This window comes from Hylemonella gracilis, from assembly GCF_004328645.1.
Classification (GTDB): domain Bacteria; phylum Pseudomonadota; class Gammaproteobacteria; order Burkholderiales; family Burkholderiaceae_C; genus Hylemonella; species Hylemonella gracilis_B.
Genome location: NZ_CP031395.1, coordinates 1,209,963 through 1,233,996, shown reverse-complemented (window position 1 = coordinate 1,233,996; position 24,034 = coordinate 1,209,963). Strand labels below are relative to the sequence as shown.

Annotated in this window: 23 protein-coding genes and 1 pseudogene; 19 read left to right on the top strand and 5 right to left on the bottom strand. The window is 65.5% G+C overall.

Annotation, left to right across the window (positions count from 1 at the left end; translation table 11 throughout):
* Window positions 1-74 precede the first annotated feature (74 nt).
* The 7 genes from lptE (at window position 75) to DW355_RS05825 (ending at window position 8,269) form a co-directional block, all read left to right on the top strand.
* Entirely contained in the window at window positions 75-569 is a 495-nt protein-coding gene (gene lptE / locus DW355_RS05855) for an LPS assembly lipoprotein LptE (protein ID WP_431733217.1), read from the top strand.
* 37 nt (window positions 570-606) lie between these two features.
* Window positions 607-1,167: an acyloxyacyl hydrolase gene (locus DW355_RS05850; RefSeq protein WP_242671360.1), complete on the top strand. Its 561-nt coding sequence runs from the start codon at window positions 607-609 to the stop codon at window positions 1,165-1,167.
* Between the two features lie 2 nt (window positions 1,168-1,169).
* Window positions 1,170-2,216: a DNA polymerase III subunit delta gene (gene holA / locus DW355_RS05845; RefSeq protein WP_131278390.1), complete on the top strand. Its 1,047-nt coding sequence runs from the start codon at window positions 1,170-1,172 to the stop codon at window positions 2,214-2,216.
* A 110-nt stretch (window positions 2,217-2,326) separates the two neighbouring features.
* Entirely contained in the window at window positions 2,327-3,580 is a 1,254-nt protein-coding gene (locus DW355_RS05840) for a glutamate-5-semialdehyde dehydrogenase (RefSeq protein ID WP_131282367.1), read from the top strand.
* Between the two features lie 70 nt (window positions 3,581-3,650).
* The gene (gene gshA, locus DW355_RS05835; RefSeq protein WP_131278388.1) at window positions 3,651-4,961 is read left to right on the top strand and encodes a glutamate--cysteine ligase; all 1,311 of its coding nucleotides are present in this window, start codon (window positions 3,651-3,653) and stop codon (window positions 4,959-4,961) included.
* A gap of 44 nt (window positions 4,962-5,005) precedes the next feature.
* Window positions 5,006-6,886: a potassium transporter Kup gene (locus DW355_RS05830; protein WP_131278386.1), complete on the top strand. Its 1,881-nt coding sequence runs from the start codon at window positions 5,006-5,008 to the stop codon at window positions 6,884-6,886.
* A gap of 249 nt (window positions 6,887-7,135) precedes the next feature.
* The gene (locus DW355_RS05825; protein ID WP_131278384.1) at window positions 7,136-8,269 is read left to right on the top strand and encodes a porin; all 1,134 of its coding nucleotides are present in this window, start codon (window positions 7,136-7,138) and stop codon (window positions 8,267-8,269) included.
* A 130-nt stretch (window positions 8,270-8,399) separates the two neighbouring features.
* Here DW355_RS05825 and DW355_RS05820 read toward each other — a convergent pair whose 3' ends face one another.
* Together DW355_RS05820 and DW355_RS05815 are read right to left on the bottom strand one after the other, a co-directional pair.
* On the bottom strand, window positions 8,400-8,729 hold the full coding sequence (locus DW355_RS05820) for a PsiF family protein (RefSeq protein ID WP_131278382.1): 330 nt from the start codon (window positions 8,727-8,729) through the stop codon (window positions 8,400-8,402).
* A 161-nt stretch (window positions 8,730-8,890) separates the two neighbouring features.
* A complete protein-coding gene (locus DW355_RS05815) occupies window positions 8,891-9,499 on the bottom strand; it encodes a 5-formyltetrahydrofolate cyclo-ligase (protein WP_131278380.1) in 609 nt (202 codons plus the stop codon).
* A gap of 342 nt (window positions 9,500-9,841) precedes the next feature.
* Here DW355_RS05815 and DW355_RS05810 point away from each other — a divergent pair, with 342 nt between their 5' ends.
* Window positions 9,842-11,836, top strand: coding sequence for a lytic transglycosylase domain-containing protein (locus DW355_RS05810; RefSeq protein ID WP_131282364.1), 1,995 nt, complete (start codon window positions 9,842-9,844; stop codon window positions 11,834-11,836).
* A complete protein-coding gene (locus DW355_RS05805; protein ID WP_131278378.1) occupies window positions 11,833-12,807 on the top strand; it encodes a complex I NDUFA9 subunit family protein in 975 nt (324 codons plus the stop codon). Before DW355_RS05810 ends, DW355_RS05805 begins: the two co-directional genes overlap by 4 nt.
* A 41-nt stretch (window positions 12,808-12,848) precedes the next feature.
* On the opposite strand, the gene DW355_RS05800 is transcribed toward DW355_RS05805, so the two are convergent.
* Window positions 12,849-13,256, bottom strand: coding sequence for a hypothetical protein (locus DW355_RS05800; protein ID WP_131278376.1), 408 nt, complete (start codon window positions 13,254-13,256; stop codon window positions 12,849-12,851).
* Between the two features lie 152 nt (window positions 13,257-13,408).
* On the opposite strand from DW355_RS05800, the gene DW355_RS05795 reads away from it, so the two are divergent.
* Both DW355_RS05795 and DW355_RS05790 read left to right on the top strand, forming a co-directional pair.
* The gene (locus DW355_RS05795; RefSeq protein ID WP_131278374.1) at window positions 13,409-14,254 is read left to right on the top strand and encodes a helix-turn-helix domain-containing protein; all 846 of its coding nucleotides are present in this window, start codon (window positions 13,409-13,411) and stop codon (window positions 14,252-14,254) included.
* Between the two features lie 9 nt (window positions 14,255-14,263).
* Complete coding sequence (locus tag DW355_RS05790; protein ID WP_131278372.1) at window positions 14,264-15,535, top strand: multifunctional CCA addition/repair protein; 1,272 nt, start codon at window positions 14,264-14,266, stop codon at window positions 15,533-15,535.
* Between the two features lie 83 nt (window positions 15,536-15,618).
* Here the strand turns inward: DW355_RS05790 and DW355_RS05785 are convergent, their stop codons facing one another.
* Together DW355_RS05785 and DW355_RS05780 are read right to left on the bottom strand one after the other, a co-directional pair.
* The gene (locus DW355_RS05785) at window positions 15,619-15,813 is read right to left on the bottom strand and encodes a DUF2905 domain-containing protein (protein WP_131278370.1); all 195 of its coding nucleotides are present in this window, start codon (window positions 15,811-15,813) and stop codon (window positions 15,619-15,621) included.
* A gap of 24 nt (window positions 15,814-15,837) precedes the next feature.
* Window positions 15,838-17,022, bottom strand: a complete 1,185-nt coding sequence (locus tag DW355_RS05780) for a class I SAM-dependent methyltransferase (protein ID WP_242671306.1) — start codon at window positions 17,020-17,022, stop codon at window positions 15,838-15,840.
* 26 nt (window positions 17,023-17,048) lie between these two features.
* Between DW355_RS05780 and DW355_RS05775 the strand changes: the two genes are divergently transcribed.
* The 8 genes and pseudogenes from DW355_RS05775 (at window position 17,049) to DW355_RS05745 (ending at window position 24,028) form a co-directional block, all read left to right on the top strand.
* Window positions 17,049-17,867, top strand: a complete 819-nt coding sequence (locus DW355_RS05775; protein ID WP_131278368.1) for an SDR family NAD(P)-dependent oxidoreductase — start codon at window positions 17,049-17,051, stop codon at window positions 17,865-17,867.
* Window positions 17,864-18,259, top strand: a pseudogene (locus DW355_RS17865) (dihydroneopterin aldolase); the annotation flags it as partial. The gene DW355_RS05775 and the pseudogene DW355_RS17865, both read left to right, overlap by 4 nt.
* Before the next feature lie 15 nt (window positions 18,260-18,274).
* Window positions 18,275-18,682: a dihydroneopterin aldolase gene (locus DW355_RS05770; RefSeq protein WP_131282358.1), complete on the top strand. Its 408-nt coding sequence runs from the start codon at window positions 18,275-18,277 to the stop codon at window positions 18,680-18,682.
* A gap of 79 nt (window positions 18,683-18,761) precedes the next feature.
* On the top strand, window positions 18,762-19,706 hold the full coding sequence (gene ttcA, locus DW355_RS05765) for a tRNA 2-thiocytidine(32) synthetase TtcA (RefSeq protein WP_131278366.1): 945 nt from the start codon (window positions 18,762-18,764) through the stop codon (window positions 19,704-19,706).
* Window positions 19,707-19,717: 11 nt separating this feature from the next.
* On the top strand, window positions 19,718-20,386 hold the full coding sequence (locus tag DW355_RS05760; RefSeq protein ID WP_131278364.1) for a DUF4136 domain-containing protein: 669 nt from the start codon (window positions 19,718-19,720) through the stop codon (window positions 20,384-20,386).
* Window positions 20,387-20,539: 153 nt separating this feature from the next.
* A complete protein-coding gene (locus tag DW355_RS05755; RefSeq protein WP_131278362.1) occupies window positions 20,540-21,235 on the top strand; it encodes a histidine phosphatase family protein in 696 nt (231 codons plus the stop codon).
* Between the two features lie 251 nt (window positions 21,236-21,486).
* Complete coding sequence (gene zwf, locus DW355_RS05750; protein WP_131278360.1) at window positions 21,487-22,950, top strand: glucose-6-phosphate dehydrogenase; 1,464 nt, start codon at window positions 21,487-21,489, stop codon at window positions 22,948-22,950.
* A 70-nt stretch (window positions 22,951-23,020) separates the two neighbouring features.
* Window positions 23,021-24,028 (top strand): glucokinase, encoded by a 1,008-nt coding sequence (locus tag DW355_RS05745; RefSeq protein ID WP_131278358.1) that lies wholly within the window; start codon window positions 23,021-23,023, stop codon window positions 24,026-24,028.
* Window positions 24,029-24,034: the final 6 nt, after the last annotated feature.

Sequence of the window (24,034 nt, the reverse complement as noted above, 5' to 3'; positions counted from 1 at the left end):
TTTCGAACTCCTGCGGGGAGCACCGCCCGTGGCTGGCCCAAGCCAGTACCACGGCCGTCCTGCTCGCATGCTTTGTGTTGACCGCGCTTCTTGCGGGTTGCGGCTTCGGCCTGCGCCCCAGCGTCGACTATCCGTTCCGGACCCTGTACAGCAGCGCGCCACGCTACTCGCCGCTGGGCGTGGAGCTGAAACGTCAATTGCCCGCCAGCGGGCCCCTGGTTTATCTGACAGAACCGGCCAAACCCACGGACGCACAGGTCGTGCTGGACGTGTATGGCGAACTGCGCAAAAAGACCGTCATTGGCGTCAACGCCACGGGCCAGGCACGTGAATTCCAGCTGAACCTGACCCTGAAGTTCCGACTGCGCACGCCCCAAGGCCAGATCATCATCCCGGAAACCACGCTCACACAGCAACGCACCATGAGCTACGACGAGACCTTGGCACTGGCCAAGGAAGCCGAAGAAGCTGCGCTCTACCGTGGCATGCAGATTGATCTGGTGCAGCAAATCGTGCGGCGTCTGGCCGCCCTTGATGCCAAGACCCTCGAAACATCGTCGCAGGAATAAGGCCATCGCCACAGGACGGAGACCGAACTTGAACAAAATGCCGCCGCGTTGGATCCATCTCCTCTTGCTGCTGTCCTGGCTGCTCATCCCCGCGATGGCAGACGCTCAGGCGTACAACCCGATGTTCGGGGACAAGCAGAATCAGTTCGCCCTTTATGCAGCCGGCTCGACCGGCGAGGGAGACTTGTCTCGCATGGGCAGCACGCTGCAAATTCAGGAAGATTTGGGGCTGGTCGAACTGCAATACGCGCAGCCCTCAACATTTTTCCGCTTACCCGCGCGCTCGTCGATCCACGTCTCGCAGATCATCGGTCTGGACAAAACCCAGGCCGTCTTCGGCTTGATGCAGGAATTCCTGCTGGTCCCGAACTTCGAACATTTCTATGCGGGTCTGGGCCTGGGCATCTACATCAAGGAACGCAAGATCGATGGACGCGTCGATTCCGCATTCACCTTTGGGGAAAAACTGTTCCTGGGTTATCGCTTCGACAACGACTTCGGTCTTGAGCTTTACTGGCGGCATTTCTCCAATGGCGATATCACGCCCGTCAACGCGGCCTACAACTTCGTGGGCTTGGGCTTGGTCAAGAACTTCTGAGCATGCAGGTCCCCGCCGTTCAGTTGGAAGTCCATCTGCGTAAAGGCCTGAAAAGCCTCTACACCGTGCACGGTGACGAAGCCTTGCTGCAACAGGAAGCTGCGGACGCCATCAGGGCTGCCGCGCGCGCCGAGGGCTTTAGCGAACGCAGCGTGCACGCCGTGGCGGGCGCCCACTTTGACTGGAGTGAGGTGCTGGCTGCGGGTGGCAGCTTGAGCCTGTTCGCGCAACGGCAAATCGTCGAAGTCCGCATCCCCAGTGGCAAGCCGGGCAAGGACGGCAGCACGGCCTTGCAGCAGATCGCTGAGGCGGCACAGGGCAATGACAGCACCCTCACCCTGGTGCTCTTGCCGCGCCTGGACATGCAGACCAAAAAAGGGGCCTGGTTCGGTGCGCTGGAGAGCTTTGGCGTCACCGTGCAAGTGGATCCGGTGGAACGCCGGGCCCTGCCGACCTGGATCGCCCAGCGCCTGGGGGCCCAGGGTCAACGCGTGGCCGAGGGGGAGGAAGGCCAGCGCAGCCTGCAATTCTTCGCCGACCGGGTGGAAGGCAATCTGCTGGCAGCGCACCAGGAAATCAGCAAGCTGGCCTTGCTCTACCCTGCAGGCACCTTGAGTTTCGAGCAGATTGAGTCTGCCGTGCTCAACGTCGCCCGCTACGACGTGTTCAAACTCGCCGAGGCCGTGCTGGGCGGCCAGGCGGTCCGCACGCAGAAAATGCTGGACGGCCTGCAGGCCGAAGGCGAGGCCGGGGTGCTGGCTCATTACGCCATCGCCGAGGAGATCCGAGGCCTCAAGCGTGTCAAGGATGCCATCGGCCAGGGCCGCCCCCTGCCCATGGCGCTGCGCGAACAACGCGTCTGGGGCGTGAAGGAAAAACTCTACGAGCGCGCCTTGCCGCGCTTGTCAGAAACTCAACTGAACGACCTGCTCTATGCCGCGCACCAGGTGGATGGCATCGTGAAAGGCCTGAGGGCGCCCGGGTGGCCCGCAGATGGGTGGCAAGCCCTGCACCGGCTCGCCATGGCGGTCTGCCGTGCAGTGCAATAGCCCTCCGGCGTAAAATGCCCTCCATGAACGCGCCAGAAAAAGCCCCTTTGCTCGCCCAGGCGGCGCCCGGGGCTGAAACCGAGGCAGCCACATCGGACCTGATCGCCCTGATGCAGAACCTGGGCACCCAAGCCCGGGCGGCATCGGCACTCATGGCCAAGGCCAGCTCAGCCCGCAAGAACGCCGCGCTGCGCGCGCTGGCGCGGCGGCTGCGTGACCAGACCACCCGCTTGCAGGCCGACAACACGCAGGACCTGGAACGGGCCCAGGCCTCGGGCCTGAGCGCCCCCATGATGGACCGGCTCAAGCTCACGCCGAGGATCATCGAAACCGTGGCGCTGGGCTGCGAACAGCTTGCCGCGATGCCCGACATCATCGGCGAGATCTCTGGTCTGATGCAGCAGCCCTCAGGCATTCGCGTGGGACAGATGCGCGTGCCGCTGGGCGTGTTCGGCATGATCTACGAGAGCCGACCCAACGTAACGATCGAGGCCGCCAGCCTCTCCATCAAGAGCGGCAACGCCTGCATCCTGCGCGGCGGTTCTGAAGCCATCGATTCCAACAAAGCCCTTGCACGCCTGGTGCACGAGGCGCTGACCGAGGCTGGCCTGCCGCCCAACGCGGTGCAGCTCGTGCCAACCACCGACCGCGCTGCCGTCGGCCAGTTGGTCGCCATGCCAGACTACGTGGACGTCATCATCCCGCGCGGCGGACGCAGCCTGATCGAGCGCGTGAGTCGCGAGGCCAAGGTGCCCGTCATCAAGCATCTGGACGGCAATTGCCATACCTATGTCGACGCGCCTTGCGACATCGACATGGCCGTCGCCGTGTCCGACAATGCCAAGACCCAGAAATACAGCCCCTGCAACGCCAGCGAAGGCCTGCTGGTCGCGCGCGGCGTGGCCCGCGAATTTCTCCCGAAGATCGGCGCGATCTACGCGGCCAAGGGTGTGGAGATGCGCTGTGACCCCGAGGCGCAGGCCATCCTGGCCTCGGTCCAGGGCGCGAACCTGACGGCCGCCACCGAGCAGGATTGGTCCACCGAATACCTCGCCCCCATCATCAGCATCAAGGTGGTGGATGGTCTGGACGAGGCGATCGCCCACATCAACCGTTATGGCAGCCATCACACGGATGCCATCCTCACCACCGACCATGTCCATGCCCAGCGCTTCCTGCGCGAGGTGGACTCAGCCAGCGTGATGGTCAACGCCAGCACGCGCTTCGCCGACGGTTTCGAATACGGGCTGGGCGCCGAGATCGGCATCAGCACGGACAAATTCCACGCCCGCGGCCCGGTGGGCATCGCCGGGCTGACGTCGCTCAAATGGGTGGTGCTGGGGCAGGGAGAAGTCAGGACGTGACACTCCGACGGGCCGCGCATCCCCGGGGATGCGGGCGTCTCGCGCCCCTGATCAAGAAAAAAGGGTTTGCATGGTTCCGCATCTCATCACCGCCCTCACGGGGCCGATCAACGAGCTCGAACAGCGCGTGCTGGACTCCATGCCAGCGATAGAGCGCTGGTTCCGCCTGGAGTGGATGGAGCACACACCGCCCTTCTACTGCTCGGTCGACATCCGCAACGCGGGCTTCAAGCTCGCGCCGGTGGACACCAACCTCTTCCCCGGCGGCTGGGACCACCTCACGCCCGAGATGCTACCCCTGGCCGTGCAGGCCTCGATGGCCGCCGTGGAGAAGATCTGTCCGGAAGCACGCAACCTGCTGCTCATTCCGGAGAACATCGACCCCGCGAACGCCGGGCGCAACACCTTCTACCTGAGCAACATCGCCCAGTTGCAGCGCATCTTCCACATGACCGGGCTGAACGTGCGCATCGGCTCCATCAGTCCGTCGATCAAGAAAAACACCACCATCGCGCTGCCTGGCGGCGAATCCATCACGCTGGAGCCCGTGGTGCGCAGCAAGACCCGTCTAGGGTTGAAGGACTTCGACCCCTGCACCATCCTGCTCAACAATGACCTGTCCGCAGGCATCCCGGGCATCCTGGAAGACATCCACGAGCAGTACCTGCTGCCGCCACTGCACGCGGGCTGGAGCCTGCGGCGCAAGAGCCGCCACTTCAAGAGCTACGAGGAGGTCGCCAAACGCCTGGGCAAGCTGCTGGGCATTGATCCCTGGTTGATCACGCCCATGCATGAACAGTGCGAAGGCGTTGCGTTCTCGGACACCGACACGGACTCCGGCCTGGAGTGCCTGAGCAGCAATGTCGACACGTTGCTGGCGCGCATCCGTCGCAAGTACAAGGAGTACGGCATCAAGGAAAAGCCCTTTGTCGTGGTCAAGGCCGACAACGGCACCGATGGCAAGGGCATCATGACCGTGCGCGACGCCAAGGACCTGCAGGTCCTCAACGAACACGCCCGTGCCAAGCTGCGCGCGCAGAAGAACATCCCCAGCGTCATCATCCAGGAAGGCGTTCTCACCCACGAGCGCATGCACGATGCCGTGGCCGAACCTGTGGTCTACATGGTGGACCGCTACGTGGTCGGCGGCTTCTATCGCATCCACGCGGAACGCGGCGAGGACGAAAACCTCAATGCCCCCGGCGCCAGCTATGTGCCTCTGGCCTTTGACCAAAGCACACAACTGCCGCAGCCTGGCGCCAAGCCCGGCGCGTCCGTGCCCAACCGCTTCTACATGTACGGCGTTGTCGCTCGCCTGGGCCTGCTCGCTGCCAGCTATGAGCTGGAGGCCACGGACCCTGAGGCCGAGGTCTACGCCTGATCCGGCGCAAGGCCACCCAACACCAAGGCCCAGCGCCATCCCCCATGAGCGCCAGCAAATCCTCCCTCGCCGCCCTGACCCTGGGCGCCATCGGCATCGTCTATGGCGACATCGGCACCAGCGTGCTGTACGCGCTCAAGGTCGTGTTCAGTTCAGGGCTGATCGCCTTCACGCCCGACAACGTCTACGGTATTCTTTCCATGGTGTTCTGGAGCGTCACGGTCATCGTGTCGCTCAAGTACGTGACGCTGATCCTGCGCGCCGACTACAACGGCGAGGGCGGCCTGATCGCCATGCTGACCCTGGCCTCACAGGCGGTGAAAGACCGCCCGCCCCTGCGTCGCGTGCTGCTGATGGTGGGCATCTTTGGCACGGCCATCTTCTACGGCGACGGTGTCATCACGCCCGCCATCTCGGTGCTTTCCGCCATCGAAGGCCTGGAACTGATCACGCCCCGTGTGCACCCCTTCATCATCCCGGCGGCATTGGTCATTCTGTTCGCGCTGTTCTTCGTGCAGAAGTTCGGCACGGGTGGCATCGGACGCTTCTTCGGCCCCATCACGCTGACCTGGTTCTTCGTGCTGGCCATGCTGGGCATCACGCAGATCGCGCGCCATCCCACCATCCTCTACGCCGTCAGCCCGCATTACGCACTGGACTTCATCCTCGGGAATCCGGGCACCGCCTTCCTGCTGCTGGGCGCGCTGGTGCTGACCGTCACCGGGGCCGAGGCGCTGTACGCTGACATGGGTCACTTCGGCAAGAAGCCCATCCGCCTGGCCTGGTTCTCCGTGGTCATGCCTTCGCTGCTGCTCAACTATTTCGGCCAGGGCGCCTTGCTGCTGGAAGACCCCAGCGCGGTCAGCAATCCCTTCTATCTGATGGTGCCCCCGCAGTTGCGTGAATGGGCCCTGCTGCCCCTCGTGGTACTGGCCACCGCAGCCACCGTCATCGCCTCCCAGGCCTTGCTGACGGCGGCGTTTTCCGTCACCAAGCAGGCCATCCAGCTGGGTTATCTGCCGCGCATGGTGATCCGCCACACTTCGGTGCGCGAGGCTGGGCAGATTTACATCCCCGCGATCAACTGGTTCCTGTTCGCGGCCATCGTGCTCGCCATCGGGCTGTTCCGCAATTCCACAGCCCTGGCCTCGGCCTACGGCATCGTCGTCACCATGGACATGCTGATCACCACGGTGCTGACTTTCTTCGTCATCCGCTACGCCTGGAAGCTCCCCCTGGCGCTGTGCGTCGCCGCCACCGGCCTGTTCTTCGTGATCGACCTGTTCTTCGTCGCCTCGAACATGCTCAAGATCGTGGATGGCGGCTGGTTCCCCGTGCTGATCGGCATCTTCGTCTTCACCATCATGCTCACCTGGAAACGGGGTCGCCGCCTGCTGGCGGACAAGCAGCATGCCGACGCGATCGACCTGCGAAGCTTCCTGGACGCCGTCTTCATCAGCCCGCCCGCGCGGGTCGAAGGCACGGCGGTCTTCCTGACCGCCGAGGCCGGCGCGGTACCCAATGCCCTGCTGCACAACCTCAAGCACAACAAGGTGCTGCACGAGAACAACCTCTTCGTCACCGTGCGCAACCACGAAACGCCCTGGATTGGCCTGGACAAGCGCATCGAAATCACCCCGCTGGGCCATGACTGCTGGCAAGTCATCGTCAACTACGGCTTCAAGAACGACCCCGACCTGCCCGCAGCGCTGGAACCGGTGCGCAATCGCGGCTGCCTGATGGAGACGATGAACACCAGCTACTTCCTCTCGCGTGACGTGGTGGTGCCCACCCTGGGCGGCGGCATGGCCGCCTGGCGCGAAAAGCTTTTCGCCCAGATGCACCACAACGCCAGTGCCGCGGCGGACTTCCTCAACCTGCCCAGCAACGCCGTGGTGGAGTTGGGAAGCAAAGTGGAAATCTGAGCACGGCAGGTGCCTGTTCTGGAGGATCTACGGGTCCGCCCAAAACAGCGCAGTGCCGAAGATGTAACGGCATCCCGCACGCCCGTCATGCGAAGACCACTCCGTGCAACTCCCTGTTGCTCAGGCGCAACTGATGCAGATCAAAGGCATGCTTCTTGCGTACGAAATCACCCAGATGGCCGTGACTAGGCTGTCATAATTCCCGACGGTCTTTCGAAGACTTTGTTCAACCCATCAAGGACTTTTCAAATGAAAAAAGCTCTGATTTCCGCCGCAGCCGCAGCCGCCCTGTTGGGCGCTGCCGGTGTGGCTCAAGCCCAAGTGACCGCCTATGGCCTGTTCGACATCAGCGCCGGCAAGAGCGTCGCAGGTGACGCATTGGGCAACGACGTTGGTCTGAACTCGGGCGGCAACGGCGGCGCCTCGGAAGGCAATTCCACGACGCGTTTCGGCCTGAAGGGCAGCAGCGACGTCGGCAGCGGCGTCAAGGCCAACTTCAACTACCAAGCTGGTATCGATGGTTCTGGCGCCACCAACGGTGGCACCACGCTGTTCAACCGTCAAGCCTGGGCTGGCCTGTCGGGCGGTTTTGGTGAGTTCCGTTTCGGCAAGCAAGACAGCGTGCCCTTCCAAACTTTCATCGGCCTGGACTTCAACGGCGCTTCCAACGGCGTGTCCTCCGCGTTCAATACGTCCTATGGATCCAACAGCAGCGGCATCTGGGGCAGCGTTATCGCCGCTCGTCAAAGCAATTCGTTGCAGTACATCTCCCCGAGCATGGGTGGCCTGACGGTTCAAGCTGGCTATGTGAAGGCAGGCAGCCAAGACTACGTTGATGGCAAGACTTTTGACGAGGACGACGCCACCAATGATAAGGACGATCCGTCGACCTGGACTGGTGCAGACGACAAAGACAACAAGGGCGTAGCCTCCCTCGGTTTGACCTACGTTGTCGGCCCGGTGACTTTGGCCGCTGCCTACCAAGGCTCTGGCGTCAAGGATGACAACAAGGGGACCGATGACTTTGATGAAACCGCTGCTTATGCAGGTTTCGGCGCTCAATATGACTTTGGCGCATTCAAGCTCAAGGCCGACTATCAGAAGTTGGACACCATCAACCAAGTTAACTTTGGTGCAGTGACCACGGTGGCCGGCTGGAGCGTTGGGGCCCAATACTCCGTCAACACGGACAAGTCGAGGACTGTTGTGACGACCAAGGACGTGAAGACGACTGGTTACGAAGTATTCGTCAACAAGGAAGTCCTGAAGAACGTCTATGGCTATGCCGAGTTTGGCTCCGCCAAGACCGACGAAGGCGTGCTCTTCGAAAGCGCTGAAGATTCCGCTTCGGGCTTCGCCGTGGGCATGATCCTGGTGTTCTGATCCTTGCCACCTGATCGGTGCTCGGGCCTCGGCCTGGCACTGGTCTGATGCGATCTCAGAACAAAACCCGTGCAGCTCATGCTGCACGGGTTTTTTTATGTCACAAAGGAATGTGCTGGACAGGCTGCGCCTATTTCTTCGCCCCCTGCTGCTCCTCCGGCTTGTTGCTCAGGCACTGACTCATGAAGGCCTTGCGCTCGTCACCCTTCAAGGTCTTGGCCCTGGCCTCGGCGTTGCAGTTCTTCATCCGCTCCTGCTGCGTGTGCTTTTTGTCCGTTTCCTTACCAGGCTGGGCCTGCGCCACGGCTGGCGGCTTGGCGGGCTTTGCCGCACCTCCACTTTGAGCGCTTGCAGCCTGTGCGGGCACAGCCGCCCAGACGTAACTCAGCCCCAAGGCCAAACCCAGGGCCAAGCAGAACTGAAATGCCCAATGTGCGTATTTCAAGGAAGATGATTTCATGATGAAGCCTCTTGAACGAAGTTGCTGGGACATTCATTCCAGCAGCTCTCGTCGGCCTCATCCAGCCGCTGCACGGCGCCAAAGCCAAGACCTTGGGAATCCGGATTCGGAAATCAAGGTGACACGGGTCGGACGGACGCCCCATCCAACCCGATGCCGGCTCAGCCTATGCCCACCGGCCAGACCACGCCCTTGTCGTTGAGGATGGCGTCCAGGGGCATGTCGTGGGACTCGGGCTCGAGGTCGTCGACAAAACCCGGCGCATAGCCCAGGCCCACCGTGTGCGGCTTGGGCTGCAAGGTGGCGAGCGTGCGGTCGTAGAACCCCCCGCCATAACCTAGACGGTAGCCACCGGGGCCGTACCCCACGCACGGAACGAACAGCAGGGTCGGCACGATGACTTCCGTGTCCTTGGGCTTGGGAATGCCATAGGCATCCTCTTCCATGGGGCAGCCGGGGTACCAGGCGTGGAAGGTCAGCGTCTTGTGCACCTTGTCGATCACCGGCAGGCCTATGCGGCGGCGCTGCGCCTGGTCCAGCAGTTCGCCGTCCTCCTTCCACCGGTGCAGGGCCGGCAAGGGGTCGAATTCGCCCTTGATCGGCCAATAGGCTCCGATCACCAGATCGGGGCGTCCGATCAGCCAGATGCGCATGACCTGCTGCAGCGCCGCCGCCCGGGCCATCCGATCGGGCAGATCCAGGCGCTCGGCAATCAGGCGCTGGCGCAGTTCCTGTTTTTCTGACCTTATTCCTGTGGTTTTTTCTGACATATCGCGGGGCCCAGTCATGGTCATAATTTGCGCATGAAGTTTCGAGCTATTCTGACATCGACGACCAGCCTGTTGCTGGCTGGCGGACTGCTTGCCCCCAGCCAGGCGGCGCCGGCCCAGGGCGAAGCCGCGCCGGACGTGCCCGCGGCCTTCCTCGTGCCCGCCCCAGCCTCCGCCAGCCCCGCCGCGCGTGCGCCCCTGGCGCCCCCGGTGGCTGCATCGCTGCCCGTCGTGTCCGCGCTGGTGGCCACGTCCGGTACGGCCAACACGCTGCCTGGCGCCACGACCGCCCCCGAAACAGCCCTGCCCGCCACCCCCCAAGCCAGCCCGAACGCCGAGTCGATGGCGGCGATCGTGCCCACCCCAGCGGCACCTGTGGCGCAAGCTGCCACGGCCTGGAACAAATCCCGCCAGGACATGCTGTTGGGCGACATGGGCATGGCCTACAAAAAACTCGACCGCCGCCGGATGGCCGAGCTTCTGCCCCAGCTTCGCGGCCATGCCCTGGAAATCTGGGCCGCCTACTGGGACCTGAGCGCCCGGCTGGAAGACGCCAAGGCACCAGAAATCGAAGCCTTCCTGACTCGCTATGCCGGCAGTTACCTGGAAGACCGCCTGCGCAACGACTGGCTGCTGATCCTCGGCAAGCGGCGTGACTGGACGCGCTTCGATGCCGAATACGCCAAGTTCCGCATGCACGACGACCCCGAGGTGCGCTGCCACGCCCTGCACTCGACCTACGCACGAGAAGGCAGTAACACGCCGGCCGAAGTGAGCGACGCCATCGCCCGGCAGGTGACGGATCTGTGGCTGGGCCAGCTGTTCACGCCTGGAGAAGGCTGCGCCGCGGCCGCCCAGCGCCTCTTGCAGGACGGCCGGCTGGACCCGATGGTGGTCTGGCGGCGTGCGCGCCTGGGCTTTGAATTCGACCAACCCCAGATCGCCCAGCAGGCCGTGGGCCTGCTCAACCCGGCCTGGGCCGTGGGGCTGAACCAGCTCTACGCCGGCCCCAGGCGCTACCTGGACGAGAACCTGACGGCCTTCCGCCCCAAGACGCGTGAATGGGTGACGCTGGCCATCGTGCGCATGGCCTCCAACGATCCGCATGCCGCGGCCGAGGAACTGAACAAGCTGCGCTGGCGCGCCCAGCTGACCGAGGAGGAACGCGGCTGGATCTGGGGCGTGATTGGCAAGCGCGCCGCGCGCCTGCTGTCCGACAAGGCGCTGGAGTACTACTCCCAGGGTGACCCTGCCAACATGCACAGCGACCATCTGCTCTGGCGCGTGCGTGCCGCTTTGCGCGCCAACGACTGGCAGCAAGTGAACGACGCCATCGCCGCCCTGAGTCCCGCGCAGATGCGAGACCCGACCTGGGTCTACTGGCGTGCCCGCGCCGTGCTGGCCCTGCAGGTGCCGGACGCCGAACAGCGTGCCCGCGCCCTGCTACAGTCCATTGCCTCGCCCAGCCATTTCTACGGCCAGCTCGCGCTGGAAGAGCTGGGACAGACCGTGGTGGCGCCGGCCGAGCAAGCGGAACCCAAGCCCGAAGAGCTGCAAGCCGCGCGCGACAATCCAGGCCTGCAGCGCGCGCTGCAAGCCATTCGCATCGGCCTGCGCGATGAAGGCGTGCGCGAATGGAACTACACCATCGGCCTGCATGTACCCGGCGGCATGAGCGATCGCGAGCTGCTGGCGGCCGCGACCCTGGCCTGCGAGGCCCAGGTCTGGGACCGCTGCATCAACACCAGCGACCGCACCCGCGCCTTCATGAACTACGCGCAGCGCTTCCCAACGCCCTACCGCGAACAGGTGCAGGAACGCGCCACGCAGACCGGGCTGGAACCCGCCTTCATCTACGGCCTGATCCGACAGGAAAGCCGCTTCATCGCCGAAGCCCAGTCCAGCGTGGGCGCGGCCGGCCTGATGCAGGTCATGCCCGCCACCGCGCATTGGACGGCGCGGCGCATCGGATTGCGCAGCTACAAACCCAAGCAAATCACCGACCGCGACACCAATATCGCCCTGGGCTCCAGCTACCTCCAGCTCGTACTGGAAGCTTTCGATGGCTCCATGCCCATGGCGGCGGCGGCCTACAACGCCGGCCCCACCCGCGCTCGCGCCTGGCGTGGCAACACCAGTGATCCCGTGCTGGAAGCTGCCATCTGGATCGAGAACATCCCCTTCGGCGAGACCCGGGATTACGTGAAAAAAGTGCTGCCCAACACCGTCAACTACGCCGCCGTCCTGAGCGGCCAGCCGCAATCGCTCAAGGTGCGCCTGGGTTACGTCGGGCCACAGGGCGTGGCCAAGCCTGAACCGGTCGAAGATCTGCCATGAAGCGTGTGCTGTTGCTCGGCGGTACCGGTTTCGTGGGCCGCCATGTCTGCGAACACCTGGTCCGCCGGGGCTGCGACCTCACGGTGCTCACACGCCGCGCCGAGCACGCTCGTCTCGTGCAGCATCTGCCGGGCCTGACCGTACTGGAAGGCGACGCGCACGACCAAGCCACCCTGCGCCGCCTGCTGCCCGGCCACGACGCCGTGGTCCATCTGGTGGCCATCCTGCAAGGTCGCGAAGCCGATTTCGAGCGCGTGCACGTGGCGCTGCCGCGCAAGTTGGCCCAGGCCTGCCTGACCAGCGGCGTGTGGCGCCTGGTCCACGTCAGTGCGCTGGGCGCCGACCCGGCGAACGCCACCACCGCGCCTTCGCGTTATCTGCGCAGCAAGAGCCGGGGTGAAGCCGTGCTGCGAGAAGCGGCCGGTGCGACGGTCGGCCCAAGCCTGCAACTCACGGTGCTGCGTCCGAGTGTGATTTTCGGTGCGGATGACCGCTTCCTGAACCTCTTCGCCGCGCTGCAACGCGTCTTTCCCCTGCTCCCGCTGGCCGGTGCCGAAGCACGCTTCCAGCCGGTCTGGGTGGAGGATGTGGCCGAGGCGGTGGCCCGTTGCCTGCTCGACGCACGCACGGTCGGGCAAACCTACGAACTCTGCGGACCCTCGGTGCACAGCTTGCGTGAACTGGTTCAGTTGGCTGGTCGAGCGGCCGGCGTGCCACGCCCGGTGATCGCGCTGCCCGCCATGCTGGGTCGCTTGCAAGCTGCGCTGATGGAATGCGCACCCGGAGAACCGCTGATGAGCCGCGACAACCTGGATTCGATGAAGGTACCCAATGTGGCCACTGGTCGGCTGCCCGGCCTGGACGCGCTGGGCATCACGCCAGCCTCGCCGATGGCAGTCGCCCCCGGCTATCTGGGACAGACCGACCCCCTGCTGGCACTGCGCGCGCGTTGGCCGGGTTCCGGCTGCTGAACGGCCAGGCCGGCACATCCGGAGTGCCACTCAGGATCGACTCACTGGCGCGCCTGGGACAGGCGCCGCCAAGCCATGTACTCCAGCTCGGTCAGAAGCACGACCACCAGGGCCTGGCTGGCAAGGAACACCTGCCCCAAACCGGTCAGTCGCAGCGCGAACCCAAGGTAGACGCTGCCCAGCAGCCAGGCCAGATTACCCAGGATCACCAGCCAGACCAAGGCTGCAGGAGGCCGGGCGCTGCGGGCGGCCAGCAACATCAAGGCTGCAGAGGGAAATAGCGCCCAACCGCAGGCCAGCAATAGCGGCGTTGGCAGCCCCAGCCAGACCGACAAGGGATCGGCGAACGCCACCAAGGGCAGGCCCATGGCGAGACAACTGGCGGCGTCGCTGCGCAGGGCGAGATGCAGCAGACGGGGCGAGGAAAGAACCGTGGTGAAAGACGACATGGTGAAGCTCCTTAAAGGGTGTGGACAAGATGGCTGACGGCGCCAGTGTCGGCCCCAGCCCGCAGCACGTCGATGACCTCCCAGGTCATGGAAGCGCTGCGCAAAATGGCGCATGCTGAGCACCTTGAGTGCCCACCAATTCGCCCGTCCCCATGAAAACCTTGCACACCTCCGCCCGGCCTTCGAGCCACGGCCAAACCGGTGCCGTCGGCACCTTGATCCGAGAATGGCGCCAGCAACGGCGCCTGAGCCAGATGGACTTGGCGCTGGACGTGGGCATCTCGCCCCGCCACCTGAGCTATGTGGAGACCGGGCGCGCCCGGCCGGGTGCCGAGGTGCTGCTGGCCCTGGCCGAACGCCTGGCCCTGCCACTGCGCACGCGCAATGTCTGGCTGTTGGCGGCGGGTTACGCGCCGCGCTACACCGAACAGCCGCTGGCCTCCGGGCAGATGTCGCAGATCCACGCCGCGCTGGACAAGCTGCTGCGCGCGCACGACCCCTACCCCGGTGTGGTGCTGGACGGCGGCTGGAACGTGGTGCGAGCCAACAGCGCCGCGCAGCGCCTGATCGCCCTGCTGCCCGCTGCGCTGCGCGAACCGGGCGTCAACATGTTCCGTGCCAGCCTGCACCCGGAGGGCTACGCGGCGCGGACACGCAACTTCGACGAATGGGGCGCTTACCTGCTGCGCACGCTGCGTCGCCAGGTGCAGGAGTCACGCGACGCGCAGTTGGCGAAATTGGAGCAGGAGGTGTTGGGCTACCCCCATGTGGCCGCGCTGGCGGAGGCACCGGGTCCGGCAGGCGGCATGCCCGAGTTGCTCATCCCTTGCGAGATGGAGATCGGCGGCCACTCGCTCTCGCTGTTCACGACCTTGACGGCCTTTGGCACGCCGCGGGACATCACCCTGGCCGAACTCAGCGTCGAACTTTTCTACCCGTCCGACCCTGCGACGGACGCACTGCTGCACCAATTCGCTGCTGCGGGCGCAAGCGGCTAGACTGTCCCCATGCAGATTTACATGGTGGGCGGCGCGGTACGCGATGCCCTGCTCGGCCTGCCGGTCAAGGACCGGGACTGGGTGGTGGTGGGCGCCACCCCCGAGGCCATGGCCGCCCAGGGCTTCACGCCCGTGGGCAAGGACTTCCCGGTCTTCCTCCACCCCGAGACGCACGAAGAGCACGCACTTGCCCGCACCGAGCGCAAGACCGCGCCCGGCTACAAGGGTTTTGCCATCCACGCCGCGCCCGACGTGACGCTGGAAGACGACCTGGCCCGGCGCGACCTCACCCTCAACGCCCTGGCCGTGCCGCGTGAACATTGCCGGACCGATGGCAGCTTCGATGCCACGCAGGTCGTCGACCCCTACCAGGGCCGGCGCGATCTGGAACAGCGCATCTTGCGCCACGTCACCCCGGCCTTCCGCGAGGACCCGGTGCGCATCCTGCGCGTGGCGCGCTTCTCGGCGCGTTTCACGGATTTTCAGGTCGCGCCCGAGACCGTGGCGCTGATGCGGGAGATGGTCGAAGACGGCGAAGTGGACCACTTGGTCCCCGAACGTGTCTGGCAGGAACTCAGCCGCGGCCTGATGGAAGACCAGCCCTCGCGCATGTTCGAGGTGCTGCGCGCCTGCGGTGCCCTGAAACGCCTGTTGCCCGAGGTGGACCGGCTCTGGGGCGTGCCCCAGCCCGCCGCGCACCATCCCGAGGTGGACACCGGCGTGCACCTGATGCTGGTATTGGACCTGGCCGCCGAGTTGCGCGCGCCCCTGCCCGTGCGCTACGCCTGCCTGGGCCACGACCTGGGCAAGGGCACCACGCCCTCGGACCTGCTGCCACGCCATCTCGGGCACGAAGGGCGCAGCGCGCGGCTGCTGCAAGGCATTTCCGAGCGGCTGCGGGTGCCCTTGGACTGCCGCGAGCTGGGCGAGGTGGTGGCGCGCGAACACGGCAACATCCACGCCAGTGGCAAGCTGAATGCCGAGGCGGTGCTGCGCCTGCTGGAGCGTTGCGATGCCCTGCGCAAGCCCGAACGTTTCGGCCTTGTGTTGCTGGCCTGCACTTGCGATGCACGCGGGCGCGGGGTACCCGGCGATGGGCTGCGCGAGCGCTCCTACCCGCAGGCCGCGCGCCTGCAGGCCGCGCTGGATGCCGCGCTGGCCCTGCCCACCCATGACATCGCGACGCAGGCCATGGCACAAGGACTCAAGGGACCAGACGTGGGTCGGCGCATCCACGCGGCGCGCGTGCATGCCATCGAACGAGCCCTGCAGGACGTTTGACCGGGCAAGCCAACCCGCCCATCGTGCAGGCCTGTCGGTCAGCGGACAGCGTCACTGCGGGGACGACCCGGGCTCCACAGACCTCAGATGAGGCGGGCGATCAGCGCCGCCGCCAGACTCAGCAGGATGGTGCTCATGAAGGGCAGGTTGAAGCGCCTGCCGAACAGCGTGAAGTTGAGGTCACCAGGTAGACGGCCGAAGCCGATACGCTGGAACCAGGGCGTCAGTGCGTTGACGATCAGCACGATGATGAAAACAGCGAGCAACCAGCGCCACATGACTCGTCCTTGCTCCCGGCCCTGTCAGAGCGCGTGTGTGCGATCGCCCGAGGCGAAGCCCAGCGCAGCGGCGTCCCCCCAGGGGGACAGACCCGCCGAGTCGGGCGTGGCAAAACCAATCACCTTGAACAATTCGCCCATTTCATGCTCCATCACCAACCTGCTGGCCTGCACGCGCCGGGCCAGCGCCCCGGGCGTGTCTGCAGCGGCTTCGGCCAGCGTCATCAAGCGGGCCAGACCGCAATTGAACAGAAAGCGCCCCTGCGAGGTGTAGCCCAGCACTTCCAGCCCGGCCTCCTGCCCCGCCAGCGCGATGCCGGTGAAGTTCACGTGGGCGGTGATGTCCTTGAGGCCCACATCGCTCAGCGGGTCGGTGTCGGATTGGTGCGCGCGGTGGCACATCACCGTGCCCATGTGGCGCTGCGGATGGTAGTACTCGGCCTCTGGAAAGCCGTAGTCGATGAAAAAGGCCGCGCCATGCCGGCCCTCCCTGGCGCCGCGCAGCAGCTTGCCAGCCACGGTGCGCATGAAGGCTTCGGCCTGCGCGTGGATTTCAGTCAGGTAGTCGTGCTCACTCGCGATCGCCAGCGGCGGACGCAGCTCGGTCGGTCGATCGGCCCAGACGAAATGACCACGGGCCTCGGCCACGCCACGCTCATGCCAAATGCCATGCTTGCGCATCAACAGCTTGACCGGCATGGCATCCAGCACCTCGTTGCCCACCACGACGCCATGCATGGCCTCGGGCAAGGAATTGGCCCAGTCGATGCGCACGTCAGCCTGATCAGCGAACTCTTGCAGGGTCTCCTGCTGACGGGCGCGCAGGGCACCTGACACGTCAACGATGGTGTAGCGCCGCACCTTGCCGCGCAAGGCGCGCAGCAGTTGCAAGGCCAGCGCGCCGGAGCCAGCGCCGAACTCCCAGACCTGGTCCGCGTCGGTGCGTTCCAGCGCCTCGCCGATCTGAGCCGCCAGAGCCTGCCCGAACAGCGGCGACAACTCGGGAGCCGTCACGAAATCGCTGCCCCCGCCACTGGCGCCTGGCATCAAGCCCAGCTTGCGCAGATCGTTGGCGTAATAGCCCAGCCCCGGCGTGTACAACGCCCGCGCCATGAAATCGTCAAAGCCGAGCCAGCCACCCGCCTCCGTCAGGGCCTGCGCCAGATGCGCTGACAGGTGGGTCGTTAAACTCTGCGTCGTATTGCTCACGCGCGGATTGTCACCGAAGCGATGCTATGAACGAAAAACCGTCGATCAATCATTCCTCCTCCCCAAAAAAATGGGTGCTGATCACGGGCGGCGCGCAACGGCTGGGCCGCATCCTCTGCCTGGCCTTCGCCCGTGACGGCTGGGGCGTCGTCTGCCACTACCGCCATTCCGATGCCCCGGCGCGCGCACTGCAAGTGGAGATCGAATCCCTGGGCGGTACCTGCCGAACGGTGCAGGCAGACTTGGCTGACACCGAGGACGCCACAAATCTCGTGGACCGGGCAACCGGGCTCGCGCAAGCCGGGCTGGAGTGCATCATCAACAACGCGTCGGAATTCGAGGCCGACAGCGCCGCGGACTTCACGCCGGAACAATTGCTGCGCGCCTTCACCGTGAACACGATGGCGCCCCTGCTGCTGACGCAGGGATTTTTCCGCCAAGTGCGCCAACGGACAGCGACGCCTGGCTGCGTCATCCACGTGCTGGACCAAAAAGTACACAACCTGAACCCCGACTATTTCTCCTACACCCTGAGCAAGCTGGCGCTGGAGCGCGCCGTGGCCTTGCAGGCTCAGGCCTATGCGCCCCATCTGCGCGTCTGCGGCATCTCGCCGGGCCTGTCCTTCGTCAGCGGACCGCAGACCGAGGACAACTTCGAACGCGCGCGCCGCGTCAACCTGCTGCGCCAGCCCCTGAACCCCGAGCACGTCGCGCAAGCCGCGCTGCACCTGGCCCAGAACCTCGCGCTCAATGGCTGCGTGCTGCCGGTGGACAACGGTCAACATCAATTGCCACTGGCGCGCGACGTGATGTACGCGATCGACCTGGGACTCACGCCACGATGACAACAACGAATACACCTTCTTCCGCCATGCTGCCTTTCGCGGCGCTGGACCCCACCTTGGCGCTGAACAGCCGCGTGCTGTCTCTGCGTGGTCATGAACAAAGGGTGCGCATCGGGGTACATGACTTCGAAAAACACGCCGCACAGCGCGTGCTCTTCGACGTGGACCTCTGCGTGCCCCTGTCACACGCCCCGGCCAGCGCGGACCAATTGAGCAGCACGGTGGACTACGACCCCGTCCGCGAGCTGATCACGCGCCTTGCCAGCCAGGGCCGCTACGAACTGCAAGAAACCCTGTGCGACGAGATCGTGCGCCAGCTGCTGGACGATCCCCGCATCGCCGCGGTGCGTGTCGCCACCCGCAAGCCCGACGTGTACCCCGACAGCGAATCGGTGGGCGTCGAGCGCATGGCCCTGCGTCCCGAATGGGCCGCCCCGATCACCGCCAAACCCGACCAAGGCAACCAGACCCTCACCCTCACCGGCCTGCGCTTCAACGCCAACCTGGGCATCCTCGACCACGAGAAGACCGCGCCACAGCCGATCCAGGTGGACGCCGAACTCAATTTCGGCCCGCAGCCACTGGAACCACACGACGACGACATCAAGCACGTGCTGGATTACCGCAAGGTGCGGCAGATCATCATCGACGAATGCCAGCGCGAGCACCTCAACCTGCTGGAGAGCATGATCGGCAAACTGGCCCATCGCCTGCTACAACTGCCCGGCGTTCGCGGGGTGCGGGTGAAGATTGTCAAGCTCGAGATCTTCCAGGACTGCGAAGTCGCCATCCGGGCGGAAACCGGGGAATGGTGAGAGCCTCGGCATGAACGCAGCCCACGCCGGATAATTCAGTCCTTCACACGCTCACGCGACCGCAAGCCCCCGCACGACCATGACCGCCACCTGGACCGAACCCGAAACCGCCGCCCCCGAGATCAGCCACGAGAAGGCGCTGAAAATCGAGCGCGAGACGCACAAGCTCGAGAAGCGCCTGTGCCGAGAGGTGGGCCGCGCCATCGTGGACTACAACATGATCGAGGAAGGCGACCGTGTCATGGTCTGCATGTCCGGCGGCAAAGACAGTTACGGCATGCTGGACATCCTCATGAAGCTGCAAAGCCGCGCGCCGGTGAGCTTCACGCTGGTGGCCGTCAACCTGGACCAGAAGCAGCCCGGCTTTCCGGACCACATCCTGCCCGCGTACCTGAAGCAACTCGGCATCGAGTTCCACATCGAGACGCAGGACACCTATTCCATCGTCAAGAAGAACATCCCCGAAGGCAAGACGATGTGCAGCCTGTGCAGCCGGTTGCGCCGCGGCATCCTCTACCGGGTCGCGCGCGAACTGAAGTGCAACAAGCTCGCGCTCGGCCACCACCGTGACGACATGCTGCAGACCTTCTTCCTCAACATGTTCTTCGGGGGCAAGCTCAAGGGCATGCCGCCCAAGCTGGTCAGCGACAACGGCGAGTTCATCGTGATCCGCCCGCTGGCCTACGTGGCCGAGAAAGACCTGATCCGCTGGGCCGCCCACCGGCAATACCCCATCATCCCCTGCACGCTCTGCGGCAGCCAGGAACACCTGCAACGCAAGCAGGTCGGCGAGATGCTGCGCGAGTGGGACAAGAAGTACCCGGGTCGCCTGGCCACCATGTTCAGCGCGCTGCAGAACGTCGCCCCCACGCACTTGATGGACGCGTCATTGCACGACTTCAAGAACATCCAGACCACGGGCGTGCCCGATGCCAACGGCGACACGGCTTTCGACGAAGAAGAATTCCCTGAGACAGCCCCAACCATGGGAGCCCTGCCGGGCATTCAGGTCGTCACCCTCTGAGCTGCCGCACCATGCCGCGTCGGATTATTGCCCTCAGCTGCGCCGCCCTGTTCGCGCTGTTCACCACGGGCTGTTCCGGACTGCGAACCATCGAAACCGACGTGCGCGCCACCGTGCCCACGAACGATGCGCCAGCCCCATCCGCCGCGCCCATGAAGGCCCCAACGCCGCTCGGACCCGGTGCGCGCTACCGCTACGAGCGCCTGCCGTCACAAGCCGAAGAACCGGCGCGGGCGCAGGCCATCGAGGCGATGGCCGACACCGCGCTCCAGGCCGTGGGCCTAGTGCGTGATGACCAGCAGCCACGCTACAGCGTGCAAGTCCACACCGGCACCGAGTCGTTCTACGTGGATGACTGGGGCCGGCGCTACCCCGGCGTACCGCCGTACAGCCCGGGTTTCTTCAGTGAGTTCGGCGTGTTCGTCGGGCCGGGCCGTGTCGGCCCCGGCACCCGCATCGGCATGGGCTGGACCAGTTGGCCGCCGACCGTCCGCTACGCCTATGCCGTGTCCCTGCTGCTGCGCGACCTGGAAACTCAGCGCATCGTCTACGAAACCCGCGCCAGCCATGAAGGTCCCTGGGGCGACCGGGACAAGGTGCTGCCCGCCCTGCTGAAGGCGGCGCTGCAAGATTTTCCCGCACCGCACGCCGGCCCGGTGACGGTCCAGATTCCCCGTTGAACAGGGCCCCCACGGTCGCTCACTGCGTGTAGCTCCCTGCCCCCCGAGGAGGTGGCGTTTCAGCTTGGGGCGGCCCGGCGCCGAAACAGGGCCCCCCACGATCGCTCACTGCCCCACCGCGCAGGTCCGGGGCCGTAAAACTAAAATCGGCCCATGCATCAGCCGACCCGCATCATCGCCGTGCGCCACGGCGAAACCGCCTGGAACGTGGACACACGGATCCAGGGCCACTTGGACATCCCGCTCAATGACACCGGCCGCTGGCAAGCCGGGCGCCTGGGGCGCGCACTGGCCGAGCGTCACGCGGGCGACGCGGAGCTGGACCGCATTTCCGCCATTTACAGCAGCGACTTGCAGCGCGCACGACAGACCGCGCAGGCCATCCATCAGGCCACGGGCGCGCCGCTGACACTGCACGCGGGCCTGCGCGAACGCGGCTTCGGTGCCTTCGAAGGTCTGACCTATGCCGAGATCGACGCGCGCTGGCCTGAGCAAGCCCGGCTCTGGCGCAAGCGCGTACCGGACTGGGCGCCCCCGCCTGCCGCACCGGAACGCACCGAGGTGGCGCCAGGAGAATCGCTGTTGCAGGTCCGCGAGCGTGTGGCGCGCACCCTTGCGGCCCTGGCCGCGCCGCATGCGGGGCAGTTGATCGTGCTGGTGGCGCACGGCGGCGTGATGGACCAGCTGTACCGACTTGCCACGGCTCAGGACTTGCAAGCCCCTCGCACCTGGCAACTGGGCAACGCGGCCCTCAACCACCTGCTGTGGACGCCCGAGGGCATGAGCCTGGTCGGCTGGGCCGATACCTCGCACCTGGAAGGCGCAGGCCTGGACGAAACCAGCACCTGAAGCCGTGCCGAACCACGGCACCCCACGTTCAGAACCGAAGCCCCTGGCGTCTGAGCACGAGCGGATGGAAGCGACCGCCTCGCCAGCGTCTTGAATTACAGTATTATTAAAAGCCTTGGCCGTGACCGTACGCAGGCGCGACAAGACACCGAAAAGAAGACCCAGAGACAAGGGCGCACAGGCCATGCGGCAGGTCGCGGAACTCCCGCCCGGCCGGTTCATGCCTGCATGCCGCAGCCAATACAACACGCATGAACGCAGACGCGACACCCGGCAGGCTGGACATCGTCATCTTTGGTGGCACGGGGGATCTGGCTTGGCGCAAGCTGCTGCCGGCGCTCTACATGGCCTATCTGCATGGACGGCTGCCCGAACAGACCCGCATCATTGGCATTGGCCGCGAGGACTGGGATCGCGACGGTTACCTGCAGTTCATCCAAGCGCGGTCCACCGGTTTGATCGCGCCTGCGGCGTGGTCTGAAGCCCATTGGCAACGCTTCCTGGCCTGCCTGGACTACGTGGCGCTGGACCTCGCTCAGACCGAGGGCTGCGGCCCACTGAGCCAGGCCCTGAGCCCGGACGCTTTGCGCGTCTACTACCTGGCCACGGCGCCTGCGTTGTTCGCGCAGATTTGCGCGCGCCTGCACGCTGATGGACTGATCGACCCGCAAGCCCGCGTGGTGGTGGAAAAACCGCTGGGCACGGACCTGGCCTCGGCCCAGGCCATCAACGCCGAGATCGCGCGCCACTTCCGCGAAGACCAGATCTACCGCATCGACCACTACCTGGGCAAGGAAACGGTGCAGAACCTGATGGTGCTGCGCTTCGGCAACGCCATCTTCGAGCCGTTGTGGCGCGCACCCTTCATCCGCAGCGTGCAGATCACCGTGGCTGAATCGGTGGGCGTGGGCAGCCGCGCGGGGTTCTATGACCAGACGGGCGCGCTGCGCGACATGGTGCAGAACCACCTGCTGCAGTTGCTGTGCATCGTGGCCATGGAGCCCCCCATCTCGCTGGACCCCGACGACGTGCGCGACGAAAAGCTCAAGGTCCTGCGTTCCCTGCGCAAGATGAACATCAACGATGTGAAGCGGGACACCGTGCGCGGACAGTACACGGCCGGCGTGAGCGACGGGACGGCCGTGCCTGCTTATCTCCAAGAGGCGGACGTGCCCGCGCAGAGCCAGACCGAGACCTTCGTCGCGCTGCGCGCGCACATCGACAACGCGCGCTGGGCCCAGGTGCCCTTCTTCCTGCGCACCGGCAAGCGCATGCAGAAGCGCCAGTCCGAGATCATCATCGAGTTCGCCGAGCAGCCCTTTTCCCCTTTCGGGCAAAGCCCCGGCCAGCAAGCCAACCGCCTCATCATCAGCCTGCAGCCCGAGGAATCGATCGAACTGGCCATGATGGTCAAGGAGCCTGGCTCGGGCATGAATCTGCATCCGGTGCGCCTGAGCCTGGACCTGCAGGAAACCTCGCGCCAGCGCCGGGCCGAGGCCTACGAGCGCCTGCTGATGGACGTGATCAAGGGTCGTCTGACACACTTCATGCGCCGCGACGAGCTGGAAGCCGCCTGGCGCTGGATCGACCCCATCCTCGCCGGCTGGCACGAGTTGAACGAGCAGGCTCGCAATTACCCGGCAGGCAGTTGGGGCCCCGCGGCTTCCTCGGCGCTGATGGCGCGCGAGCACGGCGCCTGGTTCGAAGCCTCCTGAGCCGCAGCCCTGCCACCTGACGCACGGACTGACTCACCGACAGACTGACCCACCGCTTGCACCGCCCACCATGTTTGAATCGATAGCCCCCGCCGCTACGCCCCCAGCCGCCTACCCCCGCTGGCTGGGCGACATCGGCGGCACCAATGCGCGTTTTGGCTGGCAGGAAAGCGCCACCAGCCCGATCCGCCATGTCCAGGTGCTGCCCTGCGCCGAGCATGCGTCCCTGGTCGCCGCCGGCCAGGCCTACCTGCAAGCCCAGGACCTGCCCCGGCCGGCCTGCGCCGCCTTCGGCATCGCCAACCCAGTCACGGGTGACCAGATCGCGATGACCAACCACCATTGGAAGTTTTCCATCCAGGCCACGCGCGAGGCCCTGGCCCTGCCGCGCCTGCTGCTGCTCAACGACTTCACGGCCCTGGCCCTGGCCCTGCCGGAACTGCCGCGTGAACAGCTGCGCCAGGTGGGCACGGGTCTGGCGGCACCGCTGGCAGCGATCGGCCTCATCGGCGCGGGCACGGGCCTGGGGGTGTCGGGCTTGTTGCCGCTTGGGCACCAGGACAAATGGCTGCCGATCGCGGGGGAAGGCGGACACGTCACCCTGAGCGCCGGCAACGCGCAGGAGTACGCCGTCATCGAACACCTGCGCGTGCGCTACGGCCATGTCTCGGCCGAACGCGTCCTCTCCGGGCCCGGCCTGGTCGACCTCTACCACGCCTTGTGCGAACTGCAGGACGGGCAGGGCCTCGAGATCACCACGCCAGCCGAGGTGATGGAACGCGCCGAGGCCCTGCCCCAGTCCAAGGCGGCACAGGCCCTGGACATGTTCTGCGGATGGCTGGGCAGCGTGGCCGGCGACCTGGCCCTGACCCTGGGCGCACGCGGCGGTGTCTACATCGGCGGAGGCATCGTGCCGCGCCTGGGGGAGCGCTTCGATCGTTCGCCCTTCCGGCAGCGCTTCGAAAACAAGGGGCGCTTTCGCGCGTACCTCGCCGCCATCCCAACCTGGGTCATCCAGAGCCCGGTCTCACCCGCCTTGCAGGGCGCCTCGAAGGCCCTGGACCTCACGCGCTGGTGAGCACCC